13 protein-coding genes and 1 pseudogene are annotated in these 13,719 nt (G+C 68.0%); 8 read left to right on the top strand and 6 right to left on the bottom strand.

The window, feature by feature from the left end:
- Window positions 1–8: 8 nt before the first annotated feature.
- The 3 genes from G6N09_RS16450 to G6N09_RS16460 all read left to right on the top strand — a co-directional run bounded on the left by G6N09_RS16450 (window position 9) and on the right by G6N09_RS16460 (window position 2,080).
- Window positions 9–428, top strand: a complete 420-nt coding sequence (locus tag G6N09_RS16450) for a cytochrome c oxidase subunit 4 (RefSeq protein WP_083028013.1) — start codon at window positions 9–11, stop codon at window positions 426–428.
- A gap of 135 nt (window positions 429–563) precedes the next feature.
- Window positions 564–1,451, top strand: a complete 888-nt coding sequence (locus G6N09_RS16455) for an MmpS family transport accessory protein (protein ID WP_163752834.1) — start codon at window positions 564–566, stop codon at window positions 1,449–1,451.
- Window positions 1,452–1,462: 11 nt separating this feature from the next.
- Window positions 1,463–2,080, top strand: coding sequence for a DUF2561 family protein (locus G6N09_RS16460; protein ID WP_083025330.1), 618 nt, complete (start codon window positions 1,463–1,465; stop codon window positions 2,078–2,080).
- Between the two features lie 19 nt (window positions 2,081–2,099).
- Here the strand turns inward: G6N09_RS16460 and G6N09_RS16465 are convergent, their stop codons facing one another.
- Genes G6N09_RS16465 through ctaE form a run of 5 tightly spaced genes read right to left on the bottom strand, consistent with a single transcriptional unit; the run spans window position 2,100 to window position 7,059 of the window.
- Complete coding sequence (locus tag G6N09_RS16465) at window positions 2,100–2,813, bottom strand: pyridoxine/pyridoxamine 5'-phosphate oxidase (RefSeq protein WP_244959509.1); 714 nt, start codon at window positions 2,811–2,813, stop codon at window positions 2,100–2,102.
- Window positions 2,788–4,413 (bottom strand): cytochrome bc1 complex cytochrome b subunit, encoded by a 1,626-nt coding sequence (gene qcrB / locus G6N09_RS16470; RefSeq protein ID WP_083025252.1) that lies wholly within the window; start codon window positions 4,411–4,413, stop codon window positions 2,788–2,790. The genes G6N09_RS16465 and qcrB overlap by 26 nt, the downstream gene beginning before the upstream one ends.
- Entirely contained in the window at window positions 4,410–5,579 is a 1,170-nt protein-coding gene (gene qcrA, locus G6N09_RS16475) for a cytochrome bc1 complex Rieske iron-sulfur subunit (protein ID WP_083025250.1), read from the bottom strand. The genes qcrB and qcrA overlap by 4 nt, the downstream gene beginning before the upstream one ends.
- The gene (gene qcrC, locus G6N09_RS16480) at window positions 5,576–6,451 is read right to left on the bottom strand and encodes a cytochrome bc1 complex diheme cytochrome c subunit (protein ID WP_083025248.1); all 876 of its coding nucleotides are present in this window, start codon (window positions 6,449–6,451) and stop codon (window positions 5,576–5,578) included. Before qcrC ends, qcrA begins: the two co-directional genes overlap by 4 nt.
- Window positions 6,448–7,059: an aa3-type cytochrome oxidase subunit III gene (ctaE, locus tag G6N09_RS16485; RefSeq protein ID WP_083025246.1), complete on the bottom strand. Its 612-nt coding sequence runs from the start codon at window positions 7,057–7,059 to the stop codon at window positions 6,448–6,450. The genes qcrC and ctaE overlap by 4 nt, the downstream gene beginning before the upstream one ends.
- Window positions 7,060–7,235: 176 nt before the next feature.
- Here ctaE and trpD point away from each other — a divergent pair, with 176 nt between their 5' ends.
- Window positions 7,236–8,279, top strand: coding sequence for an anthranilate phosphoribosyltransferase (gene trpD, locus G6N09_RS16490; RefSeq protein WP_234806988.1), 1,044 nt, complete (start codon window positions 7,236–7,238; stop codon window positions 8,277–8,279).
- Here trpD and G6N09_RS16495 read toward each other — a convergent pair.
- A pseudogene (locus G6N09_RS16495) lies at window positions 8,217–10,052 on the bottom strand (DEDD exonuclease domain-containing protein); the annotation flags it as partial. The gene trpD and the pseudogene G6N09_RS16495 sit on opposite strands and share 63 nt — an antisense overlap.
- A 122-nt stretch (window positions 10,053–10,174) precedes the next feature.
- On the opposite strand from G6N09_RS16495, the gene G6N09_RS16500 reads away from it, so the two are divergent.
- From G6N09_RS16500 to G6N09_RS16515, 4 genes are all read left to right on the top strand, one after another.
- Window positions 10,175–10,441 (top strand): hypothetical protein, encoded by a 267-nt coding sequence (locus G6N09_RS16500; protein ID WP_234806979.1) that lies wholly within the window; start codon window positions 10,175–10,177, stop codon window positions 10,439–10,441.
- Window positions 10,442–10,628: 187 nt separating this feature from the next.
- A complete protein-coding gene (gene ripC / locus G6N09_RS16505) occupies window positions 10,629–11,756 on the top strand; it encodes a peptidoglycan hydrolase RipC (RefSeq protein ID WP_083025233.1) in 1,128 nt (375 codons plus the stop codon).
- A 19-nt stretch (window positions 11,757–11,775) separates the two neighbouring features.
- Window positions 11,776–12,579 carry a hypothetical protein gene (locus tag G6N09_RS16510; protein WP_083025230.1) on the top strand — a complete coding sequence of 268 codons (804 nt, stop codon included), beginning with the start codon at window positions 11,776–11,778 and terminating at the stop codon, window positions 12,577–12,579.
- Window positions 12,576–13,718 carry a glycosyltransferase family 4 protein gene (locus G6N09_RS16515; protein ID WP_083025228.1) on the top strand — a complete coding sequence of 381 codons (1,143 nt, stop codon included), beginning with the start codon at window positions 12,576–12,578 and terminating at the stop codon, window positions 13,716–13,718. The genes G6N09_RS16510 and G6N09_RS16515 overlap by 4 nt, the downstream gene beginning before the upstream one ends.
- Window position 13,719 lies beyond the last annotated feature (1 nt).

Here is a 13,719-nt window from a genome sequence, read left to right on the forward strand (position 1 = left end):
AACCTCCAATGCGCATCGAATCCAGGCTGTTCGAGTTCGTCGCGGTATTCTTCCTGGCCGTCGGCGTGATCTACGCGGTGATGACCGCGCAGTACGCCACCGGCGGCGTGGAATGGGCCGGAACCACCGCACTGTTCCTCACCGGCATGATGGCCATGATCGTGGGCACCTTCTTCCGGTTTGTCGCACGTCGACTGGACACCCGGCCCGAGGACTACGAGGCGGCCGAAGTCAGCGACGGCGCCGGCGAGTTGGGCTTCTTCAGCCCGCACAGCTGGTGGCCGATCCTGATCGCGCTGTCCGGTTCGGTAGCCGCAGTCGGGATCGGCTTCTGGCTCCCGTGGCTGATCGCCGCCGGAGTGGTGTTCGTGTTGTCGAGCGTCGCCGGGCTGGTCTTCGAGTACTACGTCGGCCCCGAGAAACACTGACCACATCTGCTCCGCAGGCCGCCGTGTCGACCCCGCTTGGGTAGGGTTGCCCATGCACAATGACCATCGGTGGTTGATCTGGGCCGGAGGCGGAGTGGCGCCGCAGGCGCGGCGGTTTGAACAGGATAGGCGGGAATGAGCGGGCCGAATCCCCCGGAGGCGGGCTCTGGAGACGAGGACTCCGGCAACGTTCAGCCGGGTCCTGACGCGGCCGCAGGCGGCGACATCCAGCCGATCGACGACGTCGCTGCCGCACCCTCTGCGGCGACGCCGGACAACACCGCCTATTCGCAGGCGTACTCGGCTCCTGAATCCGAGCAGTTCCTGAGTGCCCCTTACGTTCCGGTGGACCCGCGGCTCTACGACTACGACAGCTACGACGCGCCCGAGGAACCCGACCCGGACTCCAAGACGCCACGTTGGCCGTGGGTTGTCGGCGTCACCGTGATCCTGGCCGCTGTCTCCCTGGTGGTGTCGGTGGCCCTGCTGTTCGCCCGCACCGAGACCCGCGATCTGGCCACACCGGCCACCTCCAGCAGCACCGTCTCGGTGCCTCCGGTGCAGGACGAGCTGCCCCGATCCAGCACCACGAACCCACCACCCCCGCCGGCAACCCCGAGCTCCACCGAGGAGCCGCCGCCCCCGCCGCCCCCGACCGAGGAGCCGCCGCCCCCGCCGCCCCCGAGCGAGGAGCCCGCACCCGAACCGTCGACCACGACGCAGGAGCCCACCACGACCACCCAGGCCAAGCCGCTGCAGGTCACCTATTCGGTCACCGGCACCAAGGCGCCATTCGACCAGATCACGATCACTTACGTGGATGCCTCCGGGCAGCGTCGGACACAGCGCAACGCCTACATCCCATGGTCTTTGACGCTCACCCCGATCTCCCAGTCGGAGATCGGCTCGGTGGAGGCAACCAGCATGCTGCGGCTGAGCAAACTCAACTGCTCCATCACCAGCAGTGACGGTAGGGTGTTGTTCTCCAACAGCAACGACGCACCGGCGACGAACTGCGGATGACCGGCGGAGACATGGTAGATCGATTCATTGGGCCGGGACAGTCCCCGGAGCTCATCGACCGCATCTTGCTGGGTGTGTGTGCCGCGATCTGGCTGACATGGCTGGGCATGAGTGTGGCCGCCACGGTGGCGCTGGTGGACCTGGGGCGCGGGTTCCACCAGCCGTCCGAGAGTTCGCACAGCGGCCTGCTCTACATCGTCATCGGGGTGTCCGCGTTGGTCATCCTGGCGGCGATCCCGGTGCTGCTCCGGGCACGCCAGCCCAGCCCGCCGCGGCCCCCCGGATTTCCCCCTCAAGCGCCGGCCAAGCCCCTGCGCCAGGACACCCCGCTGCCGCAACGCGGATTCGACGCGCCGGGTCGGCGGGCGGCCGCCACACGCCAGGCAGCACCCAACCAGGCCCAGGTGGACCGGGTGCTGCTGCGTGGCGCCACCCTACTGACGGCCGCGCTCGGCGGTGCGTTGGCCGCGGCGGCCTTGGCCACCTATCTGATGGCCATCGGAAAGGACACCGGCTCGTGGGTCTGCTACGGACTGGCCGGAGTCACCACGCTCGCCATGCCGGTGATCCCGTGGCTGTACCTTCGTCGGCTCGGTGAAGTTCTGGAACTGCCGTCCCGATTCGGCTGAACCTGCGGGACGTCGGCCGCTACGGCCAGAGCAACGTCGTTGACCAGCGGTCACCGTCTCGTTCATAGCGGAGCCTGCGATGCCGGCGCTCCGCATCGGACTGCCAGAACTCGACGGAGTCCGCACGCACCGCATACGAAGTCCATTCGACCGGAACCAGACTGGGGGAGTGCTCCAACTCCAGGTGTGCCTTTGCCAGGGCCTCACTGATCTCGTCCGGATCGGAATACGGCTCACTCTGACGTCCGGTGAGCACCATCGCCCTGGCTCCCTCGGAGCGGGCCAGGAAGTCTTCTGCGGTCACCGGCGGCGGGTCAGCAACCGCAATCCCGTCGACCCTGACCTGACGGCCCAGCGCGGGCCAATAAAACGTCAGCGCGACAGCCGGGTTGCGGGCCAGATCGGCGCCCTTGCGACTGGCCGAACTGATCCCGAAGTGCCAACCGAGAGCATCTACGTCTTTGAGGATCAGCACCCGTGCCGAAGGCCGCGGTCCGGCCACCCCGGCGGCGGTGCCGACCGTCGACAACGTCATCGCATGGGGCTCGGTGACGCCGAACTCGACCGCATACAGCAGCCACTGGACGAACAGTTCGACCGGATCGTCGGGCGCATGATCCGGATCGAACTCCGGAGCCGCACCAACCAAAACGGGCAGCCCACGCAGCAGAGTGCGCAGGCTGCCCGATGGTTCGGACCCGGTAGGCCTAATGGTGGCCGTTGGTGTTCCCACCTTGGTGCTCGGCCAGGGCGGTCAGCGCGCGGTGCTCGCTGGCGTGTGCGGCCTCGGTGAGCGCCGCGTCCTCGGAGGCCGGGTCTGCGGTCAAGAAGCTGCCATGACCGGTGGCGCCGCCCGAACCCAGCTTGTTCATCTTCTTGGGCAGCGGGGCGCCGGCGTACTCCAGCGGAATCGGGTGGCCGTGGTCGTCGACCGGGCCCAGCGGCTGGTGCAGCTCGATGTAGGCACCGTGCGGCAGCCGCTTGATGATCCCGGTCTCGATGCCGTGCTCAAGCACGTCACGGTCACTGCGCTGCAGGCCGATGCACCACCGGTAGGTGACGAAGAAGACCAGCGGCGGCAGCACCACCATCCCGATACGGCCGATCCAGGTGGTCGCATTCAGGGAGATGTGGAACTTCCACGCGATGATGTCGTTCATCGCCGCCAGGGTCAGCACCATGTAGAAGCTGATCGCCATGGCACCGATCGCCGTACGGACCGGAGCGTCCCGGGGACGCTGCAGCAGGTTGTGGTGCGCGTAGTCGCCGGTGAACTTCTTCTCCAGGAACGGGTAGACGATCAGCAGGCCGAAGACCGCGCCCATGGCCAACGCCACGCCGACGACCGCGGGAATGGTGTGGCCAAAGGGGTAGAACTCCCACGCGGGCCACAACCGGGCGAAACCTTCCGTCCACATCATGTAGAAGTCCGGCTGGCTTCCCGCCGACACCTGCGACGGCCGGTAGGGGCCCAGGTTCCAGATCGCGTTGATCTGGAAAAGTCCGCCCATCAGGCCCAGGACTCCGGTGATCATCGCGAAGAACGCACCGGACTTGATCGCGAACACCGGCAGCACCCGCACGCCGACCACGTTGGTCTCGGTGCGGCCCGGTCCGGGGAACTGGGTGTGCTTCTGGAACCACACCAGCGCCATGTGCACGCCGATCAGAGCCAGGATGATGCCTGGGATCAGCAGGATGTGCAGGGCATACAGGCGGGGGATCAAGATGGTGCCCGGGAAGTCGCCGCCGAACAGCGCCCAGTGCAGCCAGGTGCCGATCACCGGCATACCCAACGTGATCGAGGACAGCGCCGCGCGCAGGCCGATACCGGAGAGCAGATCGTCGGGCAGCGAATACCCGAAGTAGCCCTCGAACATGGCCAGGATCAGCAGCAGCGAACCGATCACCCAGTTCGCCTCACGCGGCCGGCGGAATGCACCGGTGAAGAAGATGCGGGCCAGGTGGACCATGATCGACGCCGAGAACATCAGCGCCGCCCAGTGGTGCAACTGACGGACGAACAGACCGCCGCGGACCTCGAACGAGATGTCCAACGCCGACTCGTAGGCCCGTGACATCTGCACGCCGTTGAGCGGCTGGTAGACGCCGTGGTAGATGACCTCGGCCATCGACGGGTCGAAGAACAGGGTCAGGTAGACACCGGACAGCAACAGGATGATGAAGCTGTACAGCGCGATCTCACCGAGCAGGAACGACCAGTGCGTCGGGAAGACCTTGTTGAACTGGCGGCGCAGAGCGGCCGCGGGGTGGTAGCGGGTGTCGATGTCGTCCGCTTGGCGGGCGAGCAGGTCGCCGATTGCAGGGCTCATGAGGTGCGCTCCCAGAAGGCCGGTCCGACAGGTTCGACGAAGTCGCCGTTGGCGACCAGATGTCCATTGGCATCAATGGTGATCGGCAGCTGTGCCAGGGCACGCGCCGCCGGACCGAAGACCGGCTTGGCGAAGTGCAACGCGTCGAACTGCGACTGGTGGCACGGGCACAGGATGCGGTACGTCTGCTGCTCGAACAGCGAGGACGGGCAACCCAGGTGCGAGCAGATCTTCGTGTAGGCGAAGAAGTCGCCGTAGTTGAAGCTCTCCTGGCCTTTGCGCTTGACCACCTTGGCCATGTCATCGGGCCGGATGCGGATCAGCATCACCGGGTTGCGGACGCCCATCATGATCTCGGTGAGCTTCTCCTGCGATTCCGGCGTGGTGCCGTCGCCGTCGGACTCCCGCCACGGGAACACCGTCTCCATACCGCCGGCGTCCAAGTCCTCGGGACGCATCTTGACGAATGGCGAGTTGGTGCTCAGACCGGTCGAGCGGGCCAGGTAGATGGTCTCGCCGTGGTAGCGCGGCGTCCACCCGGAGGTCCAGAGTTCGGCCTTCTTGCCCTCGGCGGTCTCAACGACCGGCTTCCAAGGGTTCTTGATGAGGCCGCCGGCGAAGGCCACCAGGGTGCCCAGTCCGAATGCGCCGAACCCGACGCCCAAGGACGCACCGAGCAGCTTGCGACGCCCGATGGTCGAGCCCTCGAATGCGTCGGTCAGCTGAGCGCCCACAGTCTTGCGGTCCAGCTCGGAAGAGCTGCCGTCGTGCCGCTCCTGGATGGTGATCTCTTCGGGGATGAACTTCTTGACGAACATCACCGCGCCGACCGCGATACACAACACAGAGAGCCCGAAGGTCAGCCCGTACAGCGGCGTCGCGAACGAGTAGGCCAGCCCGTCGGGGGACTCCAGCGGCGCGTACTGCCACGGCCAGAACAGGAAGATCAGCAGCAGTGCCAGGCCGAAGCCGCCCGCCGCCAGGAACCAGGCCGCGACACGGCGCTCAGCGCGCTTCTCCGCCCGAGTTCCCTCGACCGGCCAGCGGGATTCCTTGAAGACGATGTCGACACCGTCGATGCGTCCACCGAGAGCCAGCAGCTCCTCGGTGGTCATCGTCGCCAGTGCGGCGTCGTCCGGGATGTCAGTCTTGTCGTTGCTGCTCATGAGCGTGCCCCGATCCACATTGCCGCGGCGATGGCTGCGACCATGCCGATGATCCACATCACCATGCCCTCTGGGGCAGGTCCGAACCCGCCGAGTCCCATGCCACCGGGATCACGTTCCTCGGTAACGGATTTCACGTAGGCGATGATGTCTTTCTTCTCTTCCATCGAGACCTGCCGGTCGGAGAAGCGCGGCATGTTCTGCGGTCCGGTCAGCATGGCTGTGAGGATCTGCTGCTCGTTGGCCGGGCCCAGGTCGGGTGCGTACTTGCCCGACGACAGGGCGCCGCCCTTGCCGGTGAAGTTGTGGCAGGACGCGCAGTTGAGCCGGAACAGGTCGCCACCGCGGCCCAGGTCGTCGCCTCGCAGCGAAGCCTGCGCGATGCTGCCGTCGGCGTTGCGGACCACGGTGGGGCCGCCGCCATTGGCCTGGACGTAGGCGCCCAGGGCATCGATCTGGTACTCGTCGAAGATCGGATCCTTGCGGGCCGCCTGCGCCTCGCCGCGCATCGCCGGCATCCGTCCACTGGAGACTTGGAAGTAAACAGCGGCCTCGCCGACGCCGAGCAGGCTCGGGCCGCGGCCGGACTCACCCTGCAGGTTGGCGCCGTGGCAGGTGATGCACGAGGTGTCGAAGAGCTGCTTGCCGGTGCGCAGCAGGGCCGAGTTCGATTCGTCGGCGACGGCGACCTGCGGGGTCGGGGTCAGCAGCGTGGCCATGCCGCCGGCCATGGCCAGGGCGACCAGCAGCAGCAGTCCGCCGGAGATCCGACGGCGCAGGCGACGGCCAGCGACGCTCTGGTTGTTGCCAGGTCGGCCCCACTTCTTCAGTGTCTTCAACCGGACACTCCTGTTCATCGGGCGGTTGCTCATCGGATGAAGTAGATCGTGGCGAACAGGGCGATCCACACGATGTCGACGAAGTGCCAGTAGTAGGACACGACGATCGATGCGGTGGCCTGAGCCGGGGTGAACTTGCTCATCGTGGTGCGCAGCATCAGGAAGATGAAGGCGACCAAACCGCCGATGACGTGCAAGCCGTGGAAGCCGGTGGTCAGGTAGAACACGGTGCCGTAGGCGCTCGACGGGATGGTGGTGCCGTGCGCGACCAGGTGCGAGTACTCGTAGGCCTGACCACACACGAAGAACAGCCCCATGAGGAACGTCACCAGGTACCAACGGCGAAGCCCGAACACGTCGCCGCGCTCGGCGGCGAACACACCCATCTGGCAGGTGAACGAGGACGCGATCAGCACCAGTGTCACCGGGACCGCCAGGGCCAGGTTCAACTCGGTTGGTGGTGGCGGCCAGGCGCCTCCGGATTGCGCACGCGCTGTGAAGTACATCGCGAACAGGCCGGCAAAGAACATCAACTCACTGGACAGCCACACAATGGTGCCAACGCTGACCATGTTGGGCCGGTTCAGCGAATGCACACGAGAAGTAATGGCAGTACCCGAGGACCCCACAGCGCTCGTCACCCCGCAAGTATGACGCTACGTAGTTGTAGATATCCACCCGGGGCACACATTTCCTCTTCAGTCTTAGTCGTGTACGTCGTCGCCGCAGTTCCCTGCTGGCTTTGGTGGCCTGGACCTGGCCGTGCGACGATCGGCGCGTGGTCGAGCCAGGTGGTCAGGCGCAGCCGAAAGCGCAGATGGGGCAGTGGCGTCAGGTACTGGGTGCCTTGACGTCGGGGACGGATCTGGCGCGAGGCCAGGCGGCCTGGGCGATGGAGCAGATCATGGCCGGTGCCGCCACGTCAGCCCAGATTGCAGCGTTCGGGGTGGCGTTGCAGATGAAGGGCCCGACCGCCGCCGAGGTCGGTGAGCTGGCCGACGTCATGCTGTCCCACGGGCGCAAGGTTCCCACCGAGGCGATCGGTACCAACACCGTGGATGTGGTGGGCACCGGTGGTGACGGTGCGAACACGGTGAACCTCTCCACGATGGCGTCGATCGTGGTGGCTGCCGCCGGAGTTCCGGTGGTCAAACACGGCAATCGGTCGGCGAGCTCGTTGTCCGGGGGCGCCGACACGCTTGAGGCGCTGGGCGTACGCATCGACTTGGGGCCTGACGACGTGGCGCGCAGCGTTGCCGAGGTCGGCATCGGGTTCTGCTTCGCCCCGCAGTTCCAGCCGTCCTATCGGCACGCCTCGGTGGCCCGGCGCGAGATCGGCGTTCCGACGGTGTTCAACCTGCTGGGGCCGCTGACCAACCCGGCGCGTCCACGGGCTGGGCTGATCGGATGCGCGTTCGGCGAGCTGGCGGAGGTGATGGCCGGTGTGTTCGCAGCGCGCGGGTCCAGCGTTTTGGTGGTGCACGGTGACGACGGCCTCGACGAGCTGACGACCACCACGACCAGCACGATCTGGCGGGTGCAGGCGGGCACCATCGAGCGGCTGACATTTGACCCGGCCGGGTTCGGTTTCGCCCGGGCCGAGGTGGCCGAGCTGATCGGTGGGGACGCACAAGCAAACGCCGAGGAGGCGCGCTCGGTGCTCGCGGGAACCAAGGGTGCGGTGCGCGACGCCGTGGTGCTCAACGCCGCCGGGGCGATCGTCGCCCACGCGGGGTTATCCAGCAGCGCTGAGTGGGTGCCGGCCTGGGAGGACGGGTTGGAGCGCGCGGTCGAGGCTATTGACAGTGGCGCGGCCGAACAGTTGCTGGCCCGTTGGGTCCGCTTCGGCGCCCAGCTCTGAGACCAGACGCGCCGAACGGGCCAACGCTGCCCACGACATCCACGGCCCGGCGGAGGCCAGGGGAGAAGCCCAGCCATGGTCCTGGGCAGACGCCGCCGGGGGTGCGACTCGCACCAGGCGTACCCCGGGAGCTGCCAGCCATCGGGCGATCAGCTGGGTCTCTTCGAACAGCGCTCCGGCCAACGGCGCCGGCTCGGGCAGAACGGTCTCGGCTCCCAGGGTGATCGCATCGAGGACGGGCATTGGCGGGACTCCGCGCGCCGCGCACCCCGCCGCGGCCAGCCGGCCGTGGCGGATCACCGCCAGCTGCCAGCCGCCGCTGCCGTCGGGGGCGGCGGCCACCAGCTCCGGCAGTGCCGCGAGTGCGCGGGCGCGCTGGCTGCGCCACAGTACGTCGATGGCGGCCGCGGTCTGGTCGCGCAGCCGGGCGGCACTCTCGTAGTGGCCGCGATCGGCCAGCTTTGTCACCTGGTGAACCGCAGCACCCAGTGCGCCGTTGTCGGTGCCGTCGAGCAGTGCCGTTGCACGTCGGACTGTTACGGCGTACTCGGACGCAGTGCTGTTGGCCGCCGCCGGACAGGGACCGACTTCTACCGGTGGGCAGGAGTGTCGTCCGGTGTGGCTCAATCGCACTGTGCAGGTGCGGATTCCGATGAAGCGCGCTACAAGTAGGGCGGTATCGGCGGCATCTGCTCGCGAGCGGAACGGGCCGATCACACGGTCGTGCCGGGGGGCCCGAACCACGATGAAGCGGGGAAAAGCCTCTTCGGACAGCGTGATCCACCACCATCGTCGGGGGAATTTCGATCGGCGGTTATACGGCGGGGCGTGGGTAGCCAGCAGGCGCAGCTCGCGCACCCCGGCCTCCAGCGGATGCGCGCACTCGACGTGGTCGACCCGGGTGGCCAGCGCCACCATTTCGGCGATGCGCCGCCGGCGTTCGGAGCCGTTGAAGTATTGCGCGACGCGGCGGCGCAGATTGGTGGAAGTGCCGATGTAGAGGACTTCATCAGACGGGCCCCGGAACAGGTATACCCCCGGGCGGTGCGGTAGTCCGACCGCTAGACCGCGCTTGCGGCGCTGCGCCGGCGTCGCGTGCGACAGATAGGCGCGCAGGTCGACGAAAGTGTGGACTCGCTGGTTGCCGAGGCGTTCGAGCAGTGCATGCAGCACATCGACCGTGGCGCGTGCGTCGTCGAGTGCCCGGTGGGTGGGTGTGGTGCTGACCGCGAACAGCCGGGACAGTTCGGCGAGCCGGACGCTGGGCGCCTCGTCGCGGCTGAGCACCCGGCGTGCCAGCCGAACGGTGCACAGCACGGGTGGCCGTGGCCATGCCAGGTCGCACCGGCGCGCGGCGGCAGTGAGGAACCCGACGTCGAACCCGGCGTTGTGAGCGACCAGCACTGACCCGCGGTCGAACCCGGCGAATTCGAGGAAGGAGGGGAGTACGGCATCGATGGTGGGCGCCTCGTACACCATGGCGGTGGTGATGCCGGTGAGTTGAACGATCTGCGGCGGAATCCCGCGCTGGGGGTTGATCAAGGTGGCGAACTCGCCCTCGACGACTCCGCCCCGGACTCTGACTGCGCCGATCTCGGTGATCGCGTCCGCGGCGTCGTCCCCACTGGGCGAGGCCCGGCCGCCGGTGGTCTCCAGATCCACCACCACGAACGTGGTGTCGCGCAGGCTGGCCGGGTTCGCGTCGAGGTCGGCTTCGAACTGGGCTCCGAGTTGGGGGAAGCTCAGCTGCCATGCGTCAGAGCCGGAGGTCATGTGCGCAACCGTAGGCGGGCGCACCGACACCTCAGGGCGTAGCGAGGCTGGGCCGGCCGCTGCGGGACCGGGTTGTCGGTGGCCGCAGTTAGCGTGCGGGCAACCGATGGAGAGGAATCGTCATGGGACACATCTCGGGGCATCCGGACGGCTGCGGCGCGCGCCGGGCAGAGCCGGAGCCGATGGTGATCGACTGCGATGACTGTGCGGTGCGCGGACCGGCTTGCCGTGACTGTGTGGTCAGTGTGCTGCTGGGTGTGCCCAACGAGCTGCTCGAAGATGAACGGGCCGCGCTGGACGTGCTTGCCGAAGCCGGAATGGCACCGCGGTTGCGGCTGGTTCCGATCCGCGGCGAGCGCGGCGCGACACCCCGTTCGGGCGTGGCCTGACCAGGGGCGAATCCCCCGCGGGCGGCCTTAGAGCTTTCACAATTCTGGCTGTTAGTGTGGGCAACTCGTGATGGACAACGGCGTTGCCATTTCGTAACCTATTCGAGACCTTACGTACTAACGGTGGCGGCACTACCCCCGTGCCGCCCTGGGCAGTGTTAAGGATGCAATCTTGGAGTTCGAACGTATGCGGTGGAGTCTGCGTGCTCTGAGGCGCCCCGCCCTCGGCGCCGCAGCCGGCCTAGTGGCTGGTATCACAACTCTGAGCTGCGTTTTGGTCGGAAATGTGCACGCTGATCCCGCGGATGACGCGTTGGCCAAGCTCAGCGAATTGTCCCGTCAGGCCGAACAGACCACCGAGGCCATGCACACCGCGCAGCTCAATTTCGAGGAGAAGCTTGCCGCGCAGCAGGCCGCAGACAATACCCACGCGGCCGACCAGGCGGCGCTGGACGCGGCCAGAGAGCAGCTGACCACCTATCGAGCGGCCGTCAACCGATTCGCCGCCACCACGTATATGGGTGGCCGGGTCGGGGGCGCTGATGCCATCTTGACCGCGGAGTCGCCGCAGCAACTGATCGACAAGCTCGGGGTGCAGCGCGTCGTTGCCGGCGACATGTCGGTGCAGCTGGACCGCTTCCGCGCCGCCAACGAGCAGGCCGACCAGGCCGAGCAGGCCTCCGCGAAGTCGGCTGACGACGCCCGGACGGCAGCCGAGCAGGCTGCCGCGGTGCGCGCCGAGCTGCAGGCCCGCCAGAGCCGGCTGCAGTTGCAGATCTCGGTAGTGAAGTCCCAGTACTACGCGCTCACCCCCGAGCAGCGCACCGCGATGGCCGGACCTGGCCCCGCGCCCGCGCCCGCGCCCGAAGCCGAGCCGGGGGCTCCTGCCCCCGAAGGCGCGCCGCCGGCTCCCGGGTTCCCGATGCCGTGGGCCGCTGCGCCGTCGCCGATGGAGGGCGGGGGCGGCGGGGCCGCCGCGACCGCCGTCCAGGCGGCCCTGACCCAGGTCGGTTCACCGTATGTCTGGGGCGGTGCCGCTCCGGGTGGCTTCGACTGCTCCGGACTGGTGATGTGGGCGTTCCACCAGGCTGGGGTCAACCTGCCGCATTCCAGCCAGGCGCAGGCAAACGGCGGACAAGCGGTGTCGCTGTCGGATCTGCAGCCCGGTGACGTGCTGACCTTCTACTCGGACGCCTCGCACTCGGGCATCTACGTCGGCGACGGCATGATGATCCACTCGTCCACCTACGGTCAGCCGGTCCGGGTGGTGCCGATGAACTCGTCCGGCCCGATCCACAACGCCCGTCGTTACTGAGCGCCGACGAGCCCGCCGCCTGGTGGCGGCGCTGCTGACGGTCCAGCTGATCAGCGCTGCAGTCCTGCTGGGCCTGCCGGACCGCCACAGCGCGGCGCCGCTGATCGTGGGGGATGACCGCACGGTGGTCCTGGACAATCTCGGTGGCCGATCCGGTGAGGAACTGCTGGCGCGAGTGGCGGCCCAGATCGGATCAGCGGTCGAGGCCGTCGAAGCGTTCTGGGGCACCGATTGGACCCACCGCATTCAGGTGACCGCCACCGGCACCGAGCGGCAATTCGTGGAGCTCGCCGGCGATGACACCGCCGATGTCGCCCAGTGGTCTGACGTCGCCGCGGTCGCCGTCGCCGAACGGGTGGATCCGGAGCGTCGCACCGCCGAGGGTCAGCGGATCGTCCTGGCGCCAGGTGCCGCCGCAATGACTACGCCGGCACTGCGAATCGTGTTGACCCACGAGCTGTTTCACTACGCCGCTCGAACCGATACCGCGCTCGATGCGCCGCGCTGGCTCACCGAGGGAGTGGCCGACTTCGTCGCGCGGCCGGCCCCGGACCGGTTCGGCGCCCTGGCCGGACCGGTGGCGCTTCCCTCCGATGCGGACTTGGATGCTCCTGGGCCACGGCGTGTGCAGGCCTACGACCGGGCGTGGCAGTTCGCCCTGTTCGTGGCCCACCGATACGGGACCGCCAAGCTCCGGGAGCTCTACCTGTCTGCCTGCGGTCCGGCTCATGTTGCTCCGGCGGTGGCCGTGCCCTTGGTTCTCGGCGTCGACCTGCCCAGGCTGCTCGCCGCGTGGGGCGCTTGGCTAGCATCCCTGCAGTGAGCCGGGTCCTGCTGGTAACCAACGATTTTCCGCCGCGTCCCGGCGGCATTCAGTGCTACCTGGAAGAGCTGGTGCGCCGCATCGCCGGTTCCGGTCGCCATGACATCACGGTGTATGCGCCGCAGTGGAAGGGCGCAGACGCCTTCGACGACGCCGCGAAGTCCTCCGGCTACCAGGTGGTGCGCCACCCGGGCACGCTGATGCTGCCCGGTCCCGCCGTCGACTCGCGGATGCGCAGGCTCGTCGCCGAACAGGGCGCTCAGACCGTCTGGTTCGGTGCGGCCGCCCCACTGGCACTGTTGGCGCAGCGTGCGCGCACCGCGGGAGTCACCCGGGTGCTCGCCAGCACGCACGGCCACGAGGTGGGCTGGTCGATGCTGCCGGGAGCCCGTTCGGTGCTGCGCCGTATCGGCGAATCCTGCGACACCGTCACGTTCGTCAGCCACTACACCCGCGGCCGGTTCGCCGCGGCGTTCGGCCCCGACGCCGCGCTGGAGCATCTACCGCCGGGGGTGGACACCGACCGCTTCCGGCCCGATCCCAGTGCCCGCGCCGAGCTGCGGGCCCGGCATGGGCTCGGCGAGCGCCCCACCGTGGTCTGCGTATCGCGGTTGGTGCCCCGTAAGGGCCAGGACATGCTGATTAGGGCTCTTCCGGCGATCCGGCAACGGGTGAATGGTGCCGCGTTGGTGATCGTGGGCGGCGGACCCTACGCCGAGAGGCTGCACCAGCTGGCCCAGGAATGCGGGGTGGCCGATGCGGTGACCTTCACCGGCGGTGTTCCTGCCGCCGAGCTGCCGGCCTATTACACGCTCGGTGACGTCTTCGCGATGCCGTGCCGCACCCGCGGCGCGGGGCTCGACGTAGAAGGCCTGGGCATCGTGTTCCTGGAGGCGTCGGCAGCGGGGGTTCCGGTGGTTGCCGGCAACTCAGGCGGGGCGCCCGAGACGGTATTGCATGACCAGACCGGGCTGGTGGTCGACGGCCGGGCCGTGGACCAGATCGCTGACGCCGTCGCCGGATTGCTCGCCGACCCCGACCGTGCCGCGGCGATGGGTGCCGCAGGCCGGCAATGGGCGACCGGGCACTGGCGCTGGGACACGCTGGCCGGGCGCATGGCAGACCTTCTGCAGGCCTGAA

The sequence above is a fragment of the Mycolicibacter minnesotensis genome, from assembly GCF_010731755.1.
Lineage (GTDB): Bacteria > Actinomycetota > Actinomycetes > Mycobacteriales > Mycobacteriaceae > Mycobacterium > Mycobacterium minnesotense.

What these genes read in the sequence shown, in the direction of transcription:
- G6N09_RS16450 (WP_083028013.1), top strand. Translation starts at nt 9, where the DNA reads ATGCGCATCGAATCCAGGCTGTTCGAGTTCGTCGCGGTATTCTTCCTG.
- G6N09_RS16455 (WP_163752834.1), top strand. Translation starts at nt 564, where the DNA reads ATGAGCGGGCCGAATCCCCCGGAGGCGGGCTCTGGAGACGAGGACTCC.
- G6N09_RS16460 (WP_083025330.1), top strand. Translation starts at nt 1,463, where the DNA reads ATGGTAGATCGATTCATTGGGCCGGGACAGTCCCCGGAGCTCATCGAC.
- qcrB (WP_083025252.1), bottom strand. Translation starts at nt 4,413, where the DNA reads ATGAGCCCTGCAATCGGCGACCTGCTCGCCCGCCAAGCGGACGACATC.
- qcrA (WP_083025250.1), bottom strand. Translation starts at nt 5,579, where the DNA reads ATGAGCAGCAACGACAAGACTGACATCCCGGACGACGCCGCACTGGCG.
- qcrC (WP_083025248.1), bottom strand. Translation starts at nt 6,451, where the DNA reads ATGAGCAACCGCCCGATGAACAGGAGTGTCCGGTTGAAGACACTGAAG.
- trpD (WP_234806988.1), top strand. Translation starts at nt 7,236, where the DNA reads ATGGGGCAGTGGCGTCAGGTACTGGGTGCCTTGACGTCGGGGACGGAT.
- G6N09_RS16500 (WP_234806979.1), top strand. Translation starts at nt 10,175, where the DNA reads ATGGGACACATCTCGGGGCATCCGGACGGCTGCGGCGCGCGCCGGGCA.
- ripC (WP_083025233.1), top strand. Translation starts at nt 10,629, where the DNA reads ATGCGGTGGAGTCTGCGTGCTCTGAGGCGCCCCGCCCTCGGCGCCGCA.